Genomic DNA, 21,654 nt, shown 5'->3' with positions numbered 1-21,654 from the left:
AACGGGCGGATTGGCTCAGATCCCTTCGCTTTTCACCTCGACGTACGTCATTCACTCTTCACATTGACGTACATCATTCGCATCGCATGCAGTGCTTCGGAGAGCATCTTTGATTCGCTGTCCGTCAAATTTCCTTTCGTCTTTTCACTGAGCATGTCGAGGGTATCGATGTAGTGTTTCGCGAAGGGTTTATTGACATTTGCTTTGCCGGTGGTCGGATCTGGCATTTGACCGAGCATCATCATGGCTTGCGTGAACAGCATCGAAACGAGCACTTCGAACGAAGCGGGAGGCGGCGCCTCACCGGAGCTCGGAGCTTCCCTGGAATCCTGCTCCGCCGTTGTCACGGGAGTCTCAGGCTCGATGGTCTCTGCTGACTTGCTTGACGGCTCGGCATCCGCCATCGCAGCCTGCTCTTTCTCTTTGGCAACTTGCTCTTTCCAGTCGCTATCGACAATGATTTTAGGTTCTTCGGCTGGATCTTGGTCTTCATTCATCTTGCTCACCTCGTACGTTGGACTCAGCGTTGACTGATCGTTTGCTTCTCTTCATTTTCAATCTTCGTGATGCGGCGCTGAATCGCTGCTTCAACAAATCCAGCAAACAGCGGATGGGCCTTGAGCGGCTTGCTCTTGAATTCCGGATGAAACTGCACCGCGACGAACCAAGGATGCTCGGGCACCTCGATAATTTCGACCAACCCACCATCGGGGCTGGTTCCGGCAAACCGCATTCCGTTCGCCTCAAACTGTTGGCGATACTTGTTGTTGAATTCGTAGCGGTGCCGATGACGCTCTGCCACCTCATCGGCTTCGTAAGCTCTTCCCGATAAGCTGTGTCGATCCAGTTTTGTCGGTTGGCTACCGAGCCGCATGGTGCCACCCATCTGCGTAACGTTTTGCTGTTCGTCAAGCAGGCAGATCACGGGATGATGGGTGTCTTTGTCAAACTCGCTGGAGTGGGCGTTTTCGAGCTTGACCACGCCACGACCGTATTCGATCACGGCACACTGCATTCCAAGGCAAATTCCAAAAAACGGAATGCCTCGCTCGCGAGCAAAACGGATCGCTTGCACCTTGCCTTCGATGCCACGTTCGCCGAATCCACCCGGCACCAAAATGCCATGGTAACCGCTCAGCAATCGTTCGGCTCCTTCGCGTTCGATGTCCGCACTTTGGATCCGGCCGATACGAATTTGAGCTTGATGGTGCATCCCCGCATGATCGATTGCTTCGTAGATCGACTTGTAGGCGTCCTTGTGCTCGGCATACTTCCCTACCACCGCAATCGAAATCTCATGGCGAGGGTTACGCAACCGATGCAGCAAGTCGGTCCAAGGGGTGATGTCGAGTGTCGATGCAGGCAAACCAAGCTTCTTGACGATCAGCTCATCCAGTTTGTTGTCCACCAAAGAGATTGGTACTTCATAGATCGAAAAGTCCTTGTCCTTTTCTTCGATGACCGCTTCCACGGGGACATTACAGAATAGCGCGATCTTTTCGCGATCGTCGCGGCTGATTGAATGCTCACAACGACAAACCAGCACGTCGGGCTGGATTCCGATCTCGCGAAGTTGCCCAACGGAGTGCTGGGTGGGTTTCGTCTTCAGCTCGTCGGCCGCTTTCAAGTAGGGAACCAACGTCAGATGCATGTAGAGACAATTCTCGCGGCCAACATCGAGCGAAAACTGCCGAATGGCTTCCAGAAACGGCAAACTCTCAATGTCGCCGACGGTCCCGCCGATTTCGGTGATGACCACATCCACATCATCGCCGCCCATCCGCTTAATCACCGATTTGATTTCGTTGGTGATGTGCGGAATGACCTGGACGGTTTTGCCCAAGAATTGGCCCTTGCGTTCCTTTTCAATCACAGAAAGATAGATTTGGCCCGTCGTGTAGTTGCAATCCCGCGACAATTTGCCCGAGGTGAACCGTTCGTAATGGCCCAGGTCAAGGTCCGTTTCGCTGCCGTCATCGAGCACGTAAACCTCACCATGCTGGTAAGGGCTCATCGTGCCCGGGTCGACGTTAATGTAGGGGTCCAATTTTTGCATTCGGACCCGCAAACCACGCTGCTCCAAGAGCATTCCGATCGACGCGCTCGTCAGTCCTTTTCCGAGAGAACTTACAACGCCGCCGGTTACAAAGATATGTTTTGTCATGGAACGGGATGATAATGAACTCGATGAAAAACGGGTAGGTCCGGACGTTCAAAAAAAGCAGCTTTGCTGCGGCCGTGCCGCCCTACGTTGTTTTTTTTGCCGAAGCGCTCCGCGCCGCAAACGCATCCAGATCTTCCTCGGTGTCGATCCCTGGCACGGCCGATTCGACTCGAGCGACCACGATTTGCTTGCCGGCCTCGATCGCGCGCAACTGTTCGAGTCGCTCGGCTTGCTCAAGCACACCGGGTGGCTGCCGCGAAAACCATTGCAAAAAATCGCGTCGATAGGCGTACAGGCCGAGATGATGCCAAAAAAGCGGTGGTTCCGCCGCAAGTGATTCTGGCGTCACGCCGCCTCGCAGGTGGGGCACGGCCGAACGGCTGAAGTAGATCGCCCTGCCCTGCCCTGGCCACCGTTCCCTGTTGCCGCTGGCCAGAGCCTTCCCGCTGGCCAGAACAATTTTGACGCAGCCGGCATCATCGAGCGAGCGCTGCTCGCGAATCGGCGTTCCAACGGTCGCCATATCAGCCGTTGGATTCTTGATCAACGTCGATCCGACCAGATCGATCGCCGCCGGATCAATCTCGGGTTCATCCCCCTGGACGTTGACAAAGACGCTAAAATCGGGGAACTCGGCTGCGACTTCTGCGATTCGGTCCGTGCCACTGGCGCAGTCCACACTCGTCATGACGAATCGACCCCCGAAACCTTGGACTTCGTCGGCCAATTTTGGATCGTCCACCGCAACCACGATCTGCTCAGCCACCGTTGCGCGCGAAGCGGCTTCCCACGTGTGCTGCAGCACCGATTTCCCATCGACACGACGAAGCAATTTCTCTGGCAACCGAGTCGACGCCAACCGGGCGGGAATCACGATCAAAATGGAATCAGACATCACTTCAACATCCACCACTGCGCGGCCAAGTCAAGTCAATAAGTTACGATACAAAACGTTACGAAGTTGTAACACAACCGCGACAGACCGATCCGACGGGTTCGACCATACTGAAGCCGGACGCCCCTTTGCGAACCGCGAGACTCCGCTTGGTTACCGATTGCAGCACAGCACAGGAAGTACAAATGACCGATCCAACGTCTCTGGCCGGCGACCGTCGTCATGACCTGGACGCGCTTCGTGCCGTTGCAATGCTGCTGGGTATCGTACTGCACGGAGCCATGTCCTTTCTACCTTGGCAGGGCGCCTGGGTCATCCAAGATACGCGAACCAGCTCTGCGTTTGGCGTGATTCTGTCCATGATCCACGGTTTTCGGATGCCGCTGTTTTTTCTCATTAGCGGGTTCTTTACCGCAATGCTGTGGCGCAAAAGAGGCATGCAAGCGTTGCTCGCACACCGCTTCAAGCGAATCGTTGTCCCGATGGTGATTGGCTTGCTTACGATCATTCCAACGATATGGATCGTTTCGATCTATGTGGGGTATCAAGTTTCGCAGTCCGCGACGGAAGATGCGGCAACCGGCTCCAAGACAAACGACCCGGTCGACGCGGACGGGTTCGTGTTGGCGGCAAGCCGCGGAGATAGCGATGCAATCGAGTCGTGGATTCAAAAAGGCCGGGACGTGAATGCCAAGACCGAAGATGGATCAACCGCTCTGCACGTGTCGATTCTCTTTGGCCATTACCAGACGACGAAACAGCTCATCGAAGCTGGGGCCGATGTTAACGCTCGCAACCAACGCGGCGAACGATGCATCGATTCGTTACAAGCACCTTGGGCGGTGACCGCATTTGTTGCAGGAATGCTAAAAGTGGACGTGACCGAGGCGGAGGTGGACCAAGGGCGGAGCCGTATTGCCAAGTTGATCGATGACCGAAATCAATCGGACGAAGCCTCCATGATGCTTGCTGGCAAGACCACCGCATCCCAAGCCGGCACGGAACCAGCGCAAGGCAGCGGCCTCGGGCAACTCAAAGCCTTTTTGTTGTACTTTCCCATTCTTGGGCACCTCTGGTTTTTGTGGTTTCTCTGTTGGCTGGTCCTCGGGTTCGCCTTCGTTGTCAGCATCGCCCGTGTCACTGGCATCGGAACGTTACCGAGCGGGATTGCGATTTCGCGGTTACGCTACCTCGGGTTGATTCCGCTCACCGCGATTCCGCAGTCCTTGATGAATCAGCCCGGCAACATGTTTGGCCCTGACACCTCGCTGGGAATTTTGCCGATTCCCACGGTGTTGGCGTACTATGCGATCTTCTTTGGCTTTGGAGCGTTGTATTTCGAGAGCCATGACCGAGAAGGATTCGTTGGTCGACGGTGGTGGATCACGCTTCCCATGGCGATGGTCCTCATCTATCCGGCCTCGCTGGCCGCGCGAAGTCTGCCCGAAGAAGTGGGCCATGCGCTGCAAGTCCTGTGCGAAGTCAGTTACGCCTGGCTGATGTGTTTTGGGCTGATGGGGCTGTTTCGTCGATTCTGTTCGACTTCAAGCAAGACCATGCGTTACATCTCGGACTCATCCTATTGGCTCTACCTCGTCCATATCCCGCTGATCATCTACCTGCAGTATTTCGTACGGGAATGGCCCGTTCCCCCCTGGCTTAAATTCTCGCTCGTCTGTCTCGTCAGCAGCACCCTCCTGTTAGCAAGCTATCAATGGTTTGTCCGCTATACGCCCATTGGAACCCTGCTGAACGGTCCACGCCGTCGACCGATTTGACTTGGAACGCGACAGCCTCGAGAATGGGAGGGTGACCGGATCGGTTCCCAACGCTCGCTGCGTTGCCTTCCTCCCCCTCCTACCGACGAACGAGTGTGACATGAATGCACAACGCCCACCTGCAAAATCGACGACTGATGAAATCCCTCGGCCTGGCTGCTCTCGTCGCAGTGCCATCAAGGCTGGTTCCACCCTTGCAATCGCCACGACCTTTGCCGCTGCGGCGACAACTCGGGTCCACGCCTCGGAAGACGGTACGATTCAACTGGCCCTGATTGGCTGCGGCGGGCGGGGCAGCGGCGCGGTGGTGGATGCGTTATCCGTTGCTGGCGTGGGCCCAGTGAAATTGGTAGCGATGGCGGATTTATTTGCCGCGAAGATGACGCTCGCAGAGAAAACGCTGAAGCGCCAGTGTGGCACTCAAATCGACGTCCCTCCGGAACGGCAATTTGCGGGTTTTGACGCCTACAAACAGGCGATCGATTGCCTCAAACCAGGCGATGTTGCGCTGTTGACGGGCTATGCCTACTGTCGCGCCGCGCACATGGAGTATGCGGTCAGTAAAGGCGTCCATGTTTTCATGGAAAAATCATTCGCGCCCGATCCGGCCGGTTGTCAGCGGATGCTACGGATCGGTGAACAGGCCAGCAACAAGAACGTGAAGATCGCGACCGGTTTGATGTGTCGCCATAGCGTGAACCGACAAGCATTGATCCAGAAAATACGTGACGGCGAATTGGGGGACCTGATGTTGATAAACGCCTCTCGGATGGGAGGCGTTGGAAAGCTGTACCCGCGTCCGTCGTCACAATCCGAAGTCGAGTACCAAATCCGAAACCGCTATTACTTTCAATGGGCATCCGCCGGTTTGCTGAGCGAGTTTATGATTCATCAGATCGACGAATGCTGCTGGCTCAAGGATCAGTGGCCAGTTGCCGCTCGTGGCGTTGGAGGCGTTTCGCCTTACAACGACGAATTCGGGCAATGCTTTGATTCCTATTGCGTTGAATACCGTTTCGCGGATGGCGCCACCGCATTAGTTACCGCCCGGTTCATCGGAGGTTGCGAGGACGATTTTGCGACCTACGTTCACGGAACGAAGAAGGCGGGCCAGTTTTCGGGGAACATCCACCGGGCAACCACGCGAACGTACCAAGATCATCGCATCGGGGACGACTGCATCGCATGGGAAGCCCCCGAAGAACCTCGTTCGCCCTACGTCGCCGAATGGGATGCATTGTTAACCGCCATCCGTCATGATCAGCCCCACAATGAGACGCAGCGTTCGATCTATGCGAACTTGGCAACGATTATGGGACGAGCGGCGATCCATTGTGGGCGAACCATCACGTGGGACGAAGTGCTCCATTCCAATTTTCGATTTGCTGAAGACGTTGACGAGCTGACGTTTGAAAGTGAGGCTCCCGTGCAATTGGCATCCGATGGCCGCTACCCGGCTCCGGATCCAGGTCGGTGGGCAGAGGTTTGATGTCGGGATTTTCGCGATGAACGCGAGTTATCCAGCATCACTCTCCTGCTGGGGACGTCAACATATGACTGGCGGCTTGGGTCCTATTTCATGCCGCAGGTATTTCAGCCATTCGCCCCAGATCGCGGATAGCGCATCCGGGGTTGGAAATGCAAACCAGCCCGCGACCTCGAGGTCGCTAATCACCGGATACGCATAGCGGACTCGAAATCGACGGCTGGAATGAAGCCTTTAGGAGCCGGCTGATCTTCGATTCCAGCCCTTCCTGGGTTAAACCGCTCGTTGAATCGCCCAGGTTTGACACAAAACGTCTGCAAAGATAGAGTCTGGGGACGGTGAGCGGTGCCGCAGCAACCAATGGAACTTTGGTTTTGCGGAAACAGGGAACTTCGGTGAGAATCCGAGACGGCCCGGCCGCTGTAGTGGATGTTGTTGTGTTGTCAGGAGTCGTGAAAACGGTTTCGGGCGACTGCAGCAAGCCATCGATTCACTCTTTCATGCCATTGTTCAGGTTCACGTCCTTGCGGCGGGTTCGGGAATGAGAAGGCGGAATCGATGACATGCATCACGTAGTCAGAAGACCTACCGACCTCACCGGATGCTGTGTAAGGGGTGACCCCGGCTGTCACACCTTCTGCGCAAACCTTCTTGGGTGAGGTTAGCATCACGATTCTGGTTTGGCGGCACAAAGGGCTTTGGTCGTCGATCGGATCACGTTCGTTTTGCTGCGCCATCGGTTGGAGCTGCATGCATTCGTTTGGTTTTTCTGGCGGTAAGTCAATGCTTGCGATCCGTTCTGCCACGATCCGATTTCGTCACTTCCGACGCCGTGCTGGTTTCACTTTGGTGGAATTGCTTGTCGTGATTGCCATCATTGGAACCTTGGTCGGCCTTTTGCTTCCGGCGGTGCAAGCCGCTCGCGAAGCCGCGAGACGAATGCAATGCCAAAACCGCCTGCACCAAATCGGCATTGGGCTACACAACTATCATGCCGCCTTCAACAAGTTTCCCACGGGAGTGGTCCAGCCTCGTCCCTTGTGGCCCAGAGGCAAGGAATTCGCCTGGTCCGCATTCGTCTTGCCTCAGATCGAGCAGACATCGGTATGGGAAGGCATCGACTTTGGCGTCCCCTATGACGATCCAAAGAACGTGGACATCGCGGCATCGGTGATCGACACTTACATCTGCCCCTCGACGCCAAGATCAAACTATCTGCTTAAGGGCCGAGGCGTCACCGATTATGGGGGCATTTATGGCGAACGAATCGTGAGCCGCAACGATCCACCGTCCGGTGTGATGATTCATGATCGAGCGATCGGTTTTCGTGACATTTTGGACGGCTCGTCGACCACCATCGCGGTCTCCGAAGATGCAGCCTTTCCCGATGGCCAGTGGATCAACGGTAAGAACCTGTTTGATCAAGCCTTTCAAATCAACCATGCCCCCAAATTCGAAAACGACATGCGTTCGTTCCACCCACAGGGCGTGAATGGTTTGTTTGCCGATGGCTCCGCAAGGTTCTTGACCGACAGCATGGACCTGAAAGTGCTGGCATCCATTTGCACCCGAGCTGGCAAGGAAGTGGTTACCGAACCTTGGTAGCAGCGATCCGGCATTTACGACAATCCTTCTTTACCCCCCCTACAACGATGAACAACCTCCCACGTAGATCTCGTCCGAATCGCCTTCGTCGCCGCCTGCTCACGGAACAGCTCGAGGATCGTCGGTTGCTTGCTGGGGGACCCTACGCTCCTGCGGCTGGCCAGCCAGGTAGCACAGCGATTTCGATGAGCGATCCAGCGATCATTGGCTGGGCAACCGGCTGGGAAGACTATCGGCCCGGAACGGAAGTGGGTGCGAGTTGGCAAACGCCGGGCGAGGCACTCGGGCAGGCCGAGGGGACCAGTGCGGGGATCGTTGCACTCGGTCGCGGAGGAGAAATCACCTTGCGATTTGAAAAGCCGATCCGCAATGGACTCGGTGCCGATTTTGCCGTGTTTGAAAACGCATTGACCGACACGTTCCTGGAACTCGGATTCGTTGAGGTTTCTTCCAACGGCGTGGACTTCTTTCGCTTCCCCAACGATTCTCGAACCGCCGAACCCGTGGGTTCCTACGATTCCACGGATCCAACGCAGATCAATGGTTTGGCCGGTAAGTATCGCCAAGGTTTCGGCACGCCCTTGGACCTCGAACTGCTAAAGAACGCCTCCTCGCGGTTGGATGTGTCGGCGGTGACCCATGTGCGGATCATCGATATCGTTGGTGACGGTTCAACAACCGATACCAGTGGGGACGCGATCTATGATCCGTATCCCACGATTGGCAGTGCCGGGTTTGATCTTGATGCTGTCGGTGTGATCAATCAAGTCCCCCTGTCGACATCAAAGATCGACTTCGAGGATGTCGGCGGATCGCTCACACCGAACGGTCATTGGAACGGGCCCGACCCCAACGGGACGACCATCACGGGTGCCTATGATGAACGAACCACCGTAGGCCAGTTTCACTCGGGCGGTGCATCGCTGAACAACGCGATATCGCTTGACTCGGGTGCGTGGAATGGTTTTGCTTATTCCAACGGGACCAACACCACCACCGCCGGCTACCTGAATCCCTTCAGCGCCTTCACAGGCAGTGGGGCCAACGGTTCATCGACTTATGCAGTGGGATTCGTCGATCAATCCGACTTCTACCAGCCACCCACCCTCACGTTACCGACTGATGCAGGGACCGTTAGCTCGATCGACGTTACCAACACCACCTACGCTGCACTATCGATGCGAGACGGTGATTCGTTCGCTGAGAAATTCGGCGGCGTCAGCGGCAACGACGCTGATTGGTTCTTGTTGACGATTGAAGGAAAGGACGACGCCGATGCGAGTGTCGGGACGGTGGAGTTCTACCTTGCCGACTACCGCTTCGCCGACTCAAACTTAGATTACGTGGTCGACACTTGGCAGACCCTTGACGTGTCATCGCTGAACCAAGCAACCTCGCTGCAATTCACCCTCACCTCGTCGGATGTTGGTATTTACGGGATGAACACGCCCGCCTTTTTCGCGGTCGATGAAGTGGTGATGGTCGAGCCTGGATTGGCCATCGATTTTGCAGATTATTACGTCGACGAGCAGGCCGGAATCGGTGCGACCCAGGGACGAGTCACCCGTGCAGGGACGAGTTTGGACGTGGCACAGGTGGTTTCACTGCAATCCGGTAGCCCATCCGTTGTGATTCCTTCCTCTGTCACCATCCCGGCTGGGAAGGCGTCCGTTGATTTCAATATCAGCGTCGTTGACAATGCCTCGGCGTCGGGCGATACGGTCGTCACGGTGACTGCCGCAGCCGGCGCCGAACTGCAGACCACTCGAACGTTAACGATCGTCGATGATGACATCCCCGAACTCCATTTGGCGATGGACACCGCATCGGTTCACGAATCCCAGTCGGTCACGGCAACGATTTCTCGTGACGCGATCAACGCGGGGAATGCGATTACCGTTCAAATTGAAAGCAATCTTCCCTCCATCGCTTCGGCTCCGGCGACGGTGACCCTGCCTGCGGGGACCCGTTCTGCAACGTTCGCGATTGAAGGAGTCGACGACGAAATCGACCACGGTGTGACGGTGGTCCAGTTCACGGTTTCTGCAACGGGGTTCGTCCCCGCGGGAATTGCCGTTGATGTCGTTGATAACGACACTGCGTCGATAGCACTGTCGCCAAGCAAGCCTTCGTTTTCCGAATCGGACGCGTTTCCGACTAGCTCGTTTGAGGATCTTGGTGCTCGTTTGGGCCAGGCGTCGTTCTACAATGGCGCAGACGGTGCAGCGGAGTTTGTTTCCGGTCAGGTGACCTACAACAACGACTACAACCCGGACTTCGGCTCTTGGTCGGGATGGTCTTATTCGAACACCATCGATACAACCACTGCGGGGTACTTGAACCAATACAGCGCGTTTCCCGGCAGCGGAACAGGTGGATCGGATACGTATGCGGTCGCTTCGGTTTACGGGATCGATCCACCGGCGATCTCGCGAGACCCAAGTTTCGGCACCGGCTTTGCCGAGATCGACGTCACCAACACGACCTACGCAGCACTGTCGATGATCGAGGGTGACATGTTCGCCAAAAAGTTCGGAGGTGAATCCGGCAATGATCAAGATTGGTTCTTGCTCACGATCGAAGGGTTGAACGAACAAGGATCCTCCGTTGGCACCGTTGAGTTCTATTTGGCCGACTACCGCTTCGACGACAATAGCCTTGATTACGTGGTGCAAGATTGGGTGACGGTCGACGTTTCGTCGTTGGGCGCGGCGACGGAGTTACGGTTTTCGCTCACCTCGTCGGACAATGGCGACTATGGCATGAACACGCCCGCCTACTTTGCGATCGACGATGTTGTCGTCGCTCCGGGCGCCGTTGCCGATCCCGCTTCGATTACGGTGACGCGAGAAAAGATGGAGTTGACCGAAGCGATCGACGTGACGCTTTGGAGCAGCGCCCCCACGCTCGCGAATGTTCCGCCAACCGTCACGATTCCTGCCGGACAAGCGTCGATCCAAGTGCCCGTTCGCGTCTATGACGATTGGAAAGTCGATGGGGATCAGAGCGTCACCTTCCGCGCAAGCGCCGTCGAGCTTGTCGCGACAACCGAGGTGCGGATTGCCGATGACGATGAGCCCACCGTGACGCTGACGTTCCTGACACCGTCAGGCAACGAATCCGAGGGATCGCCTCTGGCAGATTTGGAACGACTCGGCCAGGGATTGACTCCGGAAACCGCCTACAACGGTTCAGACGGCGCCGGGTCTTTTGCTTCCTCCGGGCTGGTTTTCAACAACGATTACAATCCGGAATGGGCGTCCTGGTCAGGGTGGGCCTACTCGAATACGACCGACGCCACGACCGTTGGGTACGCGAACCAGTACAGTGCCTTGCCAGGCAGCGGAGCGAACGGGTCAGACACGTACGCAATCGGTACGACGGGTGGCATCTCGCCAACGATTCATCACGCCGACACGACGGATGGCCTTTTGTTCGATTCGTTGACGGTGACCAACACCACCTACGCGGCTCTGTCGATGCTCAATGGAGATCAGTTCGCAAAGAAGTTTGGTGGGGAAACCGGCAACGATCCTGATTGGATGTTGCTGACGATTCACGGCATGGACGAAGCAGATCAATCCATCGGTGAGATGGAATTCTATCTTGCGGATTTCCGGTTTGCTGACAACTCGCTCGATTACATTGTCGATGCGTGGACGGAAATTGATTTGTCGAGTATCGCTGCTGCGGACCATTTGATGTTTTCGCTCAGCAGTTCCGATAGCGGGCCCTTCGGAATGAACACACCGGCCTATTTTGCCGTCGATAACATCCAAATGGCCTCCTCCGCTGCGACCGTGATCCGTGGAATCGTGCACCGAAATGATGCCAACGTGTCGGAGCCGTTGGTCGTTGATTTGTCCGCCGATCATCCCGCCGCTTTACGGCTTCCGACAAGCGTTACGATCCCAGCGAGTGATCAAACTGCGGGTTTCACTTTCACGGTTGTCGACGATTCGATGTTTGATGACGACACGTTGGTGATGGTCGAAGGGAACGCGGGCAGTCATCAGTCGGTCGGAGACACGATTCATGTGATTGACAACGATTTCCAATCGGCCGGTCTTCGTCTTTCCCAGTCCGCAGGAACGACGAACGTCAGCGAATCGGGGACGACCGATTTTGTCGAAGTGCGTTTGACGGTCCAACCTTCATCGGAAGTGGTCGTTGGAATCGTGCCGGAAGCGGAGGGGCATTTCACCGTGAGTGAGACGCAAATGATCTTCACGAGTGAAAACTGGAACATCCCTCAAAAGGTTTCCTTCGCGGGCGTGCCCGACTTCTTGATTGAAGAGAACGAACAAGTCGGCGTCCGATTTGAAATTGTTAGCGGGGAATCGGACCCCGCTTATGCAGCGGCCGAGACAGGCTTGGTCAAGGTGCATGTTGAAGAATACGCGGTCGCCACAATTGAATTGTCGGGTCCAAAGGGGATGCCGCATCTGCGTGACGTGGATTCAGGCTACCTGTTTTCGCTCACCGAGGCGGATGGTGCGTTTCAGTGGACGGGTGACGATCGCGACCAGCATTTGGTCGTACCCGCCGATGACTTCGGTCAGCTGCCGGTTCGATTGAACCTTGCCGGCGGTGATGACACAACCGAGATGCCCTCGGTTGGAATGATTGAGGTCGACGGAGGTGAAGGCTTTGATTCGCTGACGATCCTACCCACTTTCGATGATTTGAACCTGGCGGATTTTTTCGGTGATTCCGTCCGCGGTTTCGAAGTGATGGTGGTTGCCGAGCGGCCCTCGGGATCCATCGTGATCGACTCACGCGCGACACTCGTGTCGCTGGGTCCGCAGGTGACCACCGTGATCCATGCGATGTCGCGTCCCGTAATCATCGATTCCGCTTGGACTTTGTTGTCGCCAAGGATGGTGAATGGAGCGTTCATGCAGGTGATTGGGCAAGGGGAAACGGAGATGATGATCGAGTCGGCATCACCATGGCAAAACGTTCGAGACTACCTTGACGTGAACCACAATGGCGAAGTCACCGCATCGGACGCCTTAGCAATCATCAACCAATTGCAGATTCAAAGTGGCACGGATTTACCGACCCTCACTTCCCTAGACGATTTCGATGGCAATTACTTGGATGTCAGTGGTGACGGTGAATTGACCGCCCAAGATGCATTGATCGTTATCAATCGGCTGAACGATTCGGTCATCCACCCACACGCCGAATCAGAACGGATCGCGACGGGCTGGTCTTTGCCTACCACCCCAGAGCCGTCACTTGACACTTTCCTATCATCTGAGGGTCTTCGTCACTCCAGCAGCCGAGAATCCACAGGCCAATCAAGCGTCGGCGTCTATCCGAGGGAGCCTCTTGATAGGGCCTCTGTGGATCAAATCGATTTGGTAATGCGTGATTTAGGCAAATCGCTGTTGGACTTGGACGAGTCCACGCTGCAGGGGCCCACGCTGCAGGGGCTTGTCTTGGGATTGGATCCGTAGGATGGATTGTCATGAACCCTTCGTTCGAAAAAAGTGAAGAAGTTGGACGACGTTCGCCGTGTGTCGGCCAATGTCAGCTCAACGGGTCACAGATTTGTAGCGGTTGCTTCCGAAGCCGTCAGGAGATCGGTTGCTGGTCGGTCGCTTGCGTCCGCGAGAAAGAGCGGATCATTGAACGAGCCAATGCACGAAGGAAGGCGGCGAAGCCGAGCGTTTTCTGAGCTTGCCGACTTCGATGAGGGTCTTTCCGCGGTGGGAAACGCAAGCGGATGGATTGATTGATTCCAGGTAAAACCAGAAGCATTTTCCATCCTGGACGCTCAGATGGATTCCCAGTAGACTGCGCCGAGCGAGCTTTAACAGCCTTACGTCAGCAGACAACGCCCTGAAGAAAACGATTGCGGCCGAGGACATCGATATTCTCTTCCAGCGATTGCCGGAAAGCGAACAAGCACAATTCGGTGCTATGACTGAGATCAATGCGTCATGGATCGGTAGCGAACTGGACCCCGAAACGCGTGTCGAACGACTCCATCGGGTCGATCTCGACTACATGCGATCAGCCCGATTGATGATGTTGGTGAACCTGCCTGATTTGAACGACGGACCGTAGGGAATTGTTGACTTGATGGATTCACATTCTCGGCATTTGACGCTTCTTGGTGCCACCGGCGTGGGCGTGGGCGCGATCGTTGGCGGCGGTATTCTGGCTTTGGCTGGAACGGCGTTTGCGACGACGGGTCCGGCCGCTGTGGTTGCGTTCGCTGTCAATGGTATCATCGCCCTGCTGACGGCGCTAAGTTTGGCAGAGTTGGCTTCAAAATTCCCGCAGTCGGGTGGAACGTATACGTTCGCTAAAAAGGCAATGTCGGTCGAAGCCGCCTTTGCAGTCGGCTGGGTCGTTTGGTTCGCCTCGGTTGTCGCAGCCGTGTTGTATGCCATCGGGTTTTCTCACTTCTCGCTCGTGATGGTGACCGACCTTTGGCAGGCATGCTGCGGCGAGGTTCCCGACTGGCTCGTCCATCCTGCGGTCAAGACCGTCGGTGCGATTGCCACAACTGTTCTGTTGTCTGCTTCCTTGATGCTACGCTCTGCGGGGGGCGGACATTTCGTCAACGTCGGCAAGGTGTTTGTGTTCGGACTGCTGATCTTGGCAGGCGTCGTTGCGGTGGCGCGGCAGTCGCCTGCTGAGCTATCCACTGCATTTGATCCGTTTTTTACTTCCGGAATTGGTGGACTGGTCCAGGCGATGGGTTACACGTTCATCGCACTTCAAGGGTTTGATTTGATCGCGGCCGTTGGTGGGGAAGTGCGTGAACCGACAAAAACGATTCCGCGGGCAATGATTCTATCGCTGCTGATCGCGGTGGCCATCTATGTCCCGCTGCTGCTTGTCATTACCGCAGTGGGGACCCCACCGGGGCAATCGATCCGCGAAGCAGCCGTAGCCAACCCGGAGGGGGTGATTGCGGTGGCGGCTGAGAACTTCATGGGGCCTAGCGGATATTGGTTGGTTATCGTTGCCGCGGTGCTGTCGATGTTTTCGGCACTGGAAGCCAACTTGTTTGCCGCATCACGGATCGCTCGAGCGATGGCCGTTGACCGAACGCTACCCTCTCAAATTGCAAGCCTGAGCGGCCCTCACAAAACTCCGATCCGTGCGATCGGAGTCACCGCCGGATTGGTTTCGTTGATCCTGATCGTGTTGCCCGATGTCAGTGCCGCCGGTGCAGCGTCGAGTCTCATCTTCTTGATCACGTTTGCGATCGGACACCTGATTGCATTCTTGGTTCGCCGTCGCAGCCATCGTCGACCACCCCCCTTTCGGACCCCGATGTACCCATCGGTTCCTGTGCTCGGCGGTGCTTGCTGTCTCGCTTTAGCGGTTTTCCAAGGGATCGCGGTTCCCTCGGCTGGGATGATCACGATTTTTTGGTTGGGTCTGGGTGGCGTGATGTTCATTGCTCTGTTTCGGACGCGTGCAAGTGTTCTGGATGCGTCCAACACCGCGATCAACCCCGAACTGCACACGCTTCGTGGGCGCACACCGCTGGTGCTCGTCCCGATCGCGAATCCTCAAAACGCCTTGGCAATGATTTCGCTGGCGGACGCGTTGGTGCCGGCCGATATCGGCCGGGTGTTAACTCAGACGATTGTCGTGCCTCCCCAGGACTGGACGCCTCAATTGGATGACCAGCCGATTGTTCGATCCCAGGAGGTGATGCGAGAAATTTTGCACGCTTCGGCAAATTGCGGCGTCCACATCGAGTCACTGACCACCATCTCGGCGGATCCGATGCGCGAGATCGCACGGGTGGCAAAGCTTCATCGCTGCGAATCGGTACTCTTAGGGTTGAGCAAGATCAACGATGTCGCCCAAGCATCTCACCTTGAATCCTTGCTAGGAGAGCTGGATGCGAATGTGGTGATCCTGCGTTCGCGAAAGGATTGGAAATTCGCAGAGGTGCGACGAGTGTTGGTTCCGATTGCGGGACGCGGAGGCCACGAGCATCTGTTGGCGTTGCTGCTAGGAAGCATGCAACGATCGCGGATGTTGGAGGTCACGTTTTTGCGTGTGATGTCGGCAAGCACTCCATCGGACGAGGTGCGTCGCGCCGAACGGGACCTGCAACGATTGGCCGGAGATTTATGTGAAGGATCTCAGGTGGACGTTGTCCTCAGCAGCGACGCGATCGCGGCCGTCGCACATCGCTGTGACGAAGCCGATGTATTGATTTTGGGGGTCCAACGAGTCGGTCGACGGAAGAAACTGTTTGGCGACTTTACCCGAGCCCTGGCGGATCGCACCGATTGCCCCATCATCGTGATGAGCCGACGGGGCTGAACTCCAACAATTTTTGCTTCCGATCTGCACAACCACCTGTTTCCGCGTTACATTGACGGGTATGACTACACCAATCAAAATCGCCGTTCACGGCGCGGCTGGCCGCATGGGGCGTCGTGTTGTTGCCCTCGCCTCCGAAGACACCTCGCTGAAGATCGTCGCTGCGATCGATCACCAAAGCAACCCTCATCTGGGGGAAGATGCTGGCGTCGTGGCTGGCTTTGCCCCGATTGGCGTTGAGCTATTGAGCCAATGGCCGGAAGAGGTTGATGTGGTGATCGACTTCTCTTTGCCCGAGGCGATTGATCGCTGTATCGAGGAATGCGTGGAAGCGACCACGCCTCTTGTCGTTGCAACCACGGGGTTGAGCGATGAACAAAAGGCAAAGCTCGATGCCGCGTCCAAGTTGATTCCGGTCGTGTGTGCACCGAGCATGTCCTTGGCGGTCAATCTGACCATGAAATTGGCCGAACAAGTGGCCGAAACACTCGATGATGTGATTGGCGGCTTGGACGTCGAAATCATCGAACGGCATCATCGTTTCAAGACCGATGCACCGAGTGGGACTGCTTTAAAGTTCGGTGAATTGATCGGTAAGAAACTTGGGCCGAATACGAGGCACGTCCACGGCCGCGAAGGGCATACCGGTGAAAGGACTCGTAGCGAGATCGGCTACCATGCGGTTCGCGTTGGTGATAATCCCGGCGAACACTCGATCGTGTTTGGGATGATCGGTGAAAAGATCGAACTGAACGTGGCTGCGAGCAATCGTGATTGCTACGCCTCCGGTGCGATCTGTGCAGCCAAGTGGTTGGTCGGGCGGCCCAAGGGCATGTACAACATGTTCGATGTGCTGGGACTTGATTCCTAGTACGGTGTGATCGCAGGCGAAGCGAGCGATCGCTTGCTCGCTTCAAAAAACTCACCGCCACTACGAGCTGGCACTCCGGTAACTCAGCAGCGCCTTCTTAAAGATCCACCGGCTTGTCGCGAGGCTTACGAGGGTTGCCACCAACGCCCAACCAACCAGCATCCATTCCCAGTCGGTTCGCGGATCGATCGGCCGAGCCAGTAGCCGAGCTGGTACATTCACGACCAGCAGCACCGGAATCACGAAAGTGAAGAACCCGTACAACGGTTTACCCCAACCGCGGTCGTAAATCTCCATCGGATAACGGCTGAAGTTGGTAATGTAGAACCAGAAATTGTAGAGCGTTTGGTTCCTTCCCAGCCAAATGCTTGTCGCGCTCAGTGAGATCATCAGGCTATACATAATCAGCACACCGCAAACAACAAACACAAAATACAGCAGCACAGAAATCAGCGAGGGGATCATCGGATTGACCTCGCGAGTGGCTAAGGAATAGAGCGCAATCGCAGCAATCACGATGCCGGCAACGAAGTTCGATAACGCACTCCAATCGATTCGGCGAAACGAAATCAAGAATTGAGTGTCGATGGGTTTCAGCAGTGCAAAGTCGAGCCCTCCCGTGCGAATCAATTCGCTAAACTCTTGCGCGTTCGGCATAAAGAACGCTTGCACCAACGAGTTGACAAACCAGGTGGTTGCCAGAAAGACAAAGAATTTGTCACGATCCCAACCCGTGTCTTCCCCGATCGAGCCGGTGTATTGAAAAATGATCAGGTAAAAGCCGACGTTCATCAGCGTCCAGCCAATGCTGCTGACGCATTGTAAGAAAAAGTTGACACGGAACGTCATGTCCCGTACCAGACTGTTGCTGGCGAACGTCAGGAAGACTTTCCAGTAATTGGGGCCAACCGGTTTACTTTCTTTTGTCGCGGGATCGTCCATTGCCTTAGCCCCCAAATCCGCTGTAACGCCGGACGCCTCGAGCGTAGGCAAGGCGGCAGACGATGAGAAAGAAGACCAGCCAGGAGAATTGAATCGCCATTTCCATTGGCAGTTGTTCCGACGGGATTTTTCCTAAGAAGACCGCGGCCGGGAAGTAGGCGAGGTACTTGAAAGGTAGGAATTGGACGATACTTCCAATGCCCTCGGGAAGTAGCGTAAGCGGAAACATATGACCGGACAAAAAGAAACTGAACAGCATGTAGATGAATAGAAGAGAGGAGACTTCGAGGAACCAGAACCCAATCATCCCAATAGCTGCTTCGAGAAAGAACCCAATCAAAAAGCTCATCAAGAGTGATGCGACAAAGGCGATCATTACCGAGGCACTCGGCCAACCCGTCACGAAGTAATCGCGGCACAGAAAGAAGACCAAAGCGAAGGGCCCGACCGCAATCGCGTAATACGCAAGCTTATGAGCAATGCGTGTCAGCAACAGAAATCCGATCAAATCGATCGGTTGAATCAAATATCGCTTGATCTCTCCATCACGAATTTGCTGGGCAATGCCCGACGCCAAGCCCGGCATGCTCGAAAATGCACGCGCGACCATGGTCAACAAGTAGTAGGCGACCATGTCGCGAAATCCAAAACCACCGATCTGTGCCGTGCTCGATTCGCGGGTGTTGCCCTGTTGAGCATTGATTGCGTCAAAGATGGCGAACCACAAGAAAATTTGGGTAAGGATCGGTAGGAATCGCATCAGTGTACCGAGTGCGAAGTCGCCTCGGTAAACGAGGCGTTCTTCGAGCGCCGTTCGCAGAATGACCCACCAAGTCGAGAAACGCCACGACAACCCGGCGGCATGGTGAGGCACGGTCAGCGAGTTGGAGGAGTGAGAAGGCACGTTTTAGGCTGCAAGAGTGTGGAGACGCGAGAGAAGGGGGCTTTCAGCATTCGCCAATCGTTCGGTGACAACTTTCCTCTTCTTTTCACTTCCATCGTACCGCCCAGACAATCCGCTACAATGGCGGTCATCTGCTTGCCAGTTTTCCCATCATGAGGCTTCCAATGTCCTGCCCTGCCCTGCCCCACCTATTTTCGTCTTGTTTCCTTACGTCTGCTGCATTGGTTTTCGCGATGACCTTCGTCCATGTTGCCGCTGCCGACACGCCGGCCCAAATGTCGGAACCGCTTTGGCCCGCTGGCGTTCCAGGGGCTCGATTTACCGAGAAAGGTGATGTCCCCGAATTGATTTTTACGTTGGCTGAATCGGAAACCCCAGTCGCGAGTGTCGTCATTTTGCCCGGTGGCGGATACGGGAGGCACGCGATGGGACACGAAGGGGATGAGATTGCCGAGTGGTTCCGATCGATGGGAATGAGTTCCGCGATCTGTACGTATCGGCTTCGCGGCGCCGGTAATGGGGGTGAGGGTTATGGTCACCCGGCTCCGATGCTTGATGCCCAGCGTGCGATTCAAACGCTACGGGCGCGAGCGAACGAATTGAATTTGAACCCGAATCAAATCGGTGTGATTGGTTTTTCCGCTGGCGGTCACCTTGCGTCGACCGTTTCGACGCATTTTGCGCAAGTCAACGACCAATCCGATGACCCGATCGCAAAAGTATCTTCGCGGCCAAACTTCAGTATTCTCTGCTATGGTGTCCTCTCCCTCGGCACGCCATATACGCACCTCGGCAGTCAACGAAACTTGCTTGGCAGCGATCCCGACCCACGTCTATTGGCATCGCTTGACAATCCAACTCAAGTCACGGCCGATACGCCGCCAACCTTCTTGTTCCATACGGCCGAGGACCAGTCCGTGCCCGTCGAGAACAGCTTGCAGTATTACCGGGCATGTGTTGACAAAGGAGTGCAGGTGGAAATGCACCTGTTTGCTGAAGGTCGTCATGGGCTCGGTTTGGCACGCAATGTTGAAGGCGCATCTCTGTGGCCGGGCCTTTGCGAAGCATGGCTGAAGCGTCTGAAAATGATCGACAACCAGTAGCTTGCAGCAGCACGGACCAAGGTACACAATGAGGCATTGCCTGTTGGTTACGGTTCTGCTATTTCGGGAAACCACTGATGATCATTTGGGGCTCACGCGGATTGACGTCGACGGTTGAAGCGACTCAATTTCATTGTCCGCAGTGTTCGACGATGCGAAGCGGTAGCCTCAAGCAAGTGAGGAACTTCTTTACCCTTTACTTCATCCCGTTGATCCCACTGAACGTCGCGGGGCGTTTTGTCGAGTGCTCCTCTTGTGGTGGTACGTTTGCAGAAGAGATCCTGGCGTACGACCCCGAGCAAGAGCAGCAACAGACCAATCAGCATTTGCTTCGCGTGATGGTGATGGCGGCACTTGCGGATGACATTGTGGACGACGCCGAACGAGCCGAGATCAAGAAACAGTATATGGAGATCGCGGGGCTTCCGATTCCCGCGGAAACGCTCGACAACGAAATCGCCATGGCCACCGAGTCCGCCGCCGATTTGAACACGTATGTCGGTAAGATCGCGGAAACCCTGTCGCCACACGGAAAGGCACTTGTGGTCAAGTTGGCGTTCCACACGATGTCGGCCGGTGACGATTTGCAACCTGGGCATCAGAAGCAGTTGGCGCAGTTGTCGACCACCCTCGGAATTCCTCAAGATCAATTCGTTGAACTGATCAATCATCTTAGCGAACCGACGGCCGAAGCGTGACCGCGCTCCGCTGGCTAGTGATTCAGCTACTGCACGGAGTCATGCGGCCGATTGAGCCCTGAGTTTCTTGCGAAATTTTTTTGCGAATGCCGCTTGACGGCCCGCTAACATCTCGTCGTGCAAAGAATGCACCTGCTAGCCGGCAGCAGAGTTTGCGTATCGGAAACGCTAAAGCTTTCCGCGTAACAGATATTCCAAAAAAATACGTTGATCGCCACGTGACACGGGGCACTTACCCATCCTCCTTCGCTTGTGCGTTTCGCAAGCAATCCCGTACTTGTCACCCAGACGTTCGACCCACTTTCGAGAGAGAAAATAAGATGAGAAGTTTGTTTAGTTTAGTTGCAGGTGTTGCTGTTGCAGTCGTGGCTCCCGCAGTTTGCGTCGCAGAGGAAGCAGTGAAGACTCAGGAAAAGACGATTGTCGAAGTTGCTGCAGGTAACGAAGCGTTCAGCACGCTCGTGGCCGCTGTGAAGGCAGCAGGGCTCGTGGACACGCTGAGCGGTGACGGGCCGTTCACCGTTTTGGCGCCAACCAACGAAGCGTTTGAAAAGCTTCCGAAGGGAACGGTTGAGACGCTGTTGAAACCAGAAAACAAGCAGAAGCTGATTGCGATCTTGACCTATCACGTCGTCGCGGCGAAGGCGATGGCTGCCGACGTTGTTAAGTTGGACGAGGCCAAGACGGTTCAAGGTCAGAAGGTGAATATCACCGCGAGCAGCGATGGGGTCAAGATTAATGACGCCAAAGTTTTGAAGACAGACATTGTTTGCAAGAACGGCGTCATCCACGTGATCGACAGCGTTTTGATTCCCGCAGAAAAGTAGTCTCTAACAATCCTTTCGTGTTTTAAAATTCCCGGACATTCCTCTTGAATGTTCGGGATTTTTTCGTAGTC

16 protein-coding genes and 1 riboswitch are annotated in these 21,654 nt (G+C 55.5%); of the genes, 11 read left to right on the top strand and 5 right to left on the bottom strand.

All coding sequences use genetic code 11. The features are described from left to right. Positions 1-47 precede the first annotated feature (47 nt). The 3 genes from Poly41_RS01865 to kdsB all read right to left on the bottom strand — a co-directional run bounded on the left by Poly41_RS01865 (position 48) and on the right by kdsB (position 3,059). Positions 48-497 (bottom strand): DUF1844 domain-containing protein, encoded by a 450-nt coding sequence (locus Poly41_RS01865; RefSeq protein WP_146524212.1) that lies wholly within the window; start codon positions 495-497, stop codon positions 48-50. Between the two features lie 23 nt (positions 498-520). Beyond that, positions 521-2,164, bottom strand: a complete 1,644-nt coding sequence (locus Poly41_RS01860) for a CTP synthase (RefSeq protein WP_146524211.1) — start codon at positions 2,162-2,164, stop codon at positions 521-523. A gap of 82 nt (positions 2,165-2,246) precedes the next feature. Continuing rightward, positions 2,247-3,059, bottom strand: coding sequence for a 3-deoxy-manno-octulosonate cytidylyltransferase (kdsB, locus tag Poly41_RS01855; RefSeq protein WP_197231001.1), 813 nt, complete (start codon positions 3,057-3,059; stop codon positions 2,247-2,249). A gap of 185 nt (positions 3,060-3,244) precedes the next feature. Between kdsB and Poly41_RS01850 the strand changes: the two genes are divergently transcribed. The 8 genes from Poly41_RS01850 (at position 3,245) to dapB (ending at position 17,109) form a co-directional block, all read left to right on the top strand. Beyond that, positions 3,245-4,837 carry an acyltransferase family protein gene (locus tag Poly41_RS01850; protein WP_146524210.1) on the top strand — a complete coding sequence of 531 codons (1,593 nt, stop codon included), beginning with the start codon at positions 3,245-3,247 and terminating at the stop codon, positions 4,835-4,837. 100 nt (positions 4,838-4,937) lie between these two features. After that, entirely contained in the window at positions 4,938-6,326 is a 1,389-nt protein-coding gene (locus Poly41_RS01845; RefSeq protein WP_146524209.1) for a Gfo/Idh/MocA family protein, read from the top strand. A 325-nt stretch (positions 6,327-6,651) separates the two neighbouring features. Then, positions 6,652-6,930, top strand: a riboswitch (cobalamin riboswitch). Positions 6,931-7,073: 143 nt separating this feature from the next. After that, complete coding sequence (locus Poly41_RS01840) at positions 7,074-7,928, top strand: DUF1559 domain-containing protein (protein ID WP_231615329.1); 855 nt, start codon at positions 7,074-7,076, stop codon at positions 7,926-7,928. A gap of 47 nt (positions 7,929-7,975) precedes the next feature. Continuing rightward, the gene (locus tag Poly41_RS01835) at positions 7,976-13,393 is read left to right on the top strand and encodes a DUF4465 domain-containing protein (protein WP_146524208.1); all 5,418 of its coding nucleotides are present in this window, start codon (positions 7,976-7,978) and stop codon (positions 13,391-13,393) included. A gap of 11 nt (positions 13,394-13,404) precedes the next feature. Then, positions 13,405-13,614, top strand: coding sequence for a DUF1289 domain-containing protein (locus Poly41_RS01830; protein ID WP_146524207.1), 210 nt, complete (start codon positions 13,405-13,407; stop codon positions 13,612-13,614). Positions 13,615-13,859: 245 nt separating this feature from the next. Next, positions 13,860-14,006 (top strand): hypothetical protein, encoded by a 147-nt coding sequence (locus tag Poly41_RS33795; protein WP_197231000.1) that lies wholly within the window; start codon positions 13,860-13,862, stop codon positions 14,004-14,006. Positions 14,007-14,021: 15 nt separating this feature from the next. After that, positions 14,022-16,238, top strand: coding sequence for an amino acid permease (locus Poly41_RS01825; protein WP_146524206.1), 2,217 nt, complete (start codon positions 14,022-14,024; stop codon positions 16,236-16,238). 61 nt (positions 16,239-16,299) lie between these two features. Then, entirely contained in the window at positions 16,300-17,109 is an 810-nt protein-coding gene (dapB, locus tag Poly41_RS01820) for a 4-hydroxy-tetrahydrodipicolinate reductase (protein WP_146524205.1), read from the top strand. Positions 17,110-17,169: 60 nt separating this feature from the next. Here dapB and Poly41_RS01815 read toward each other — a convergent pair whose 3' ends face one another. Beyond that, positions 17,170-18,051, bottom strand: coding sequence for an ABC transporter permease (locus Poly41_RS01815; RefSeq protein ID WP_146524204.1), 882 nt, complete (start codon positions 18,049-18,051; stop codon positions 17,170-17,172). A gap of 4 nt (positions 18,052-18,055) precedes the next feature. Then, the gene (locus Poly41_RS01810) at positions 18,056-18,931 is read right to left on the bottom strand and encodes an ABC transporter permease (protein WP_390621401.1); all 876 of its coding nucleotides are present in this window, start codon (positions 18,929-18,931) and stop codon (positions 18,056-18,058) included. A 188-nt stretch (positions 18,932-19,119) separates the two neighbouring features. On the opposite strand from Poly41_RS01810, the gene Poly41_RS01805 reads away from it, so the two are divergent. The 3 genes from Poly41_RS01805 to Poly41_RS01795 all read left to right on the top strand — a co-directional run bounded on the left by Poly41_RS01805 (position 19,120) and on the right by Poly41_RS01795 (position 21,583). Next, a complete protein-coding gene (locus Poly41_RS01805; protein WP_231615328.1) occupies positions 19,120-20,058 on the top strand; it encodes an alpha/beta hydrolase in 939 nt (312 codons plus the stop codon). A gap of 77 nt (positions 20,059-20,135) precedes the next feature. Then, positions 20,136-20,756: a zinc-ribbon domain-containing protein gene (locus Poly41_RS01800; protein WP_146524203.1), complete on the top strand. Its 621-nt coding sequence runs from the start codon at positions 20,136-20,138 to the stop codon at positions 20,754-20,756. 329 nt (positions 20,757-21,085) lie between these two features. Continuing rightward, a complete protein-coding gene (locus tag Poly41_RS01795) occupies positions 21,086-21,583 on the top strand; it encodes a fasciclin domain-containing protein (protein ID WP_390621400.1) in 498 nt (165 codons plus the stop codon). The last annotated feature ends 71 nt before the right edge of the window (positions 21,584-21,654 follow it).

Source organism: Novipirellula artificiosorum (assembly GCF_007860135.1).
GTDB lineage: Bacteria > Planctomycetota > Planctomycetia > Pirellulales > Pirellulaceae > Novipirellula_A > Novipirellula_A artificiosorum.
This window is presented reverse-complemented; position numbering and strand designations above follow the sequence as displayed.

Coding starts and splice junctions, on each gene's coding strand:
- Poly41_RS01865 (WP_146524212.1), bottom strand. CDS start 497: ATGAATGAAGACCAAGATCCAGCCGAAGAACCTAAAATCATTGTCGAT.
- Poly41_RS01860 (WP_146524211.1), bottom strand. CDS start 2,164: ATGACAAAACATATCTTTGTAACCGGCGGCGTTGTAAGTTCTCTCGGA.
- kdsB (WP_197231001.1), bottom strand. CDS start 3,059: ATGTCTGATTCCATTTTGATCGTGATTCCCGCCCGGTTGGCGTCGACT.
- Poly41_RS01850 (WP_146524210.1), top strand. CDS start 3,245: ATGACCGATCCAACGTCTCTGGCCGGCGACCGTCGTCATGACCTGGAC.
- Poly41_RS01845 (WP_146524209.1), top strand. CDS start 4,938: ATGAATGCACAACGCCCACCTGCAAAATCGACGACTGATGAAATCCCT.
- Poly41_RS01840 (WP_231615329.1), top strand. CDS start 7,074: ATGCATTCGTTTGGTTTTTCTGGCGGTAAGTCAATGCTTGCGATCCGT.
- Poly41_RS01835 (WP_146524208.1), top strand. CDS start 7,976: ATGAACAACCTCCCACGTAGATCTCGTCCGAATCGCCTTCGTCGCCGC.
- Poly41_RS01830 (WP_146524207.1), top strand. CDS start 13,405: ATGAACCCTTCGTTCGAAAAAAGTGAAGAAGTTGGACGACGTTCGCCG.
- Poly41_RS33795 (WP_197231000.1), top strand. CDS start 13,860: ATGACTGAGATCAATGCGTCATGGATCGGTAGCGAACTGGACCCCGAA.
- Poly41_RS01825 (WP_146524206.1), top strand. CDS start 14,022: ATGGATTCACATTCTCGGCATTTGACGCTTCTTGGTGCCACCGGCGTG.
- dapB (WP_146524205.1), top strand. CDS start 16,300: ATGACTACACCAATCAAAATCGCCGTTCACGGCGCGGCTGGCCGCATG.
- Poly41_RS01815 (WP_146524204.1), bottom strand. CDS start 18,051: ATGGACGATCCCGCGACAAAAGAAAGTAAACCGGTTGGCCCCAATTAC.
- Poly41_RS01805 (WP_231615328.1), top strand. CDS start 19,120: ATGTCCTGCCCTGCCCTGCCCCACCTATTTTCGTCTTGTTTCCTTACG.
- Poly41_RS01800 (WP_146524203.1), top strand. CDS start 20,136: ATGATCATTTGGGGCTCACGCGGATTGACGTCGACGGTTGAAGCGACT.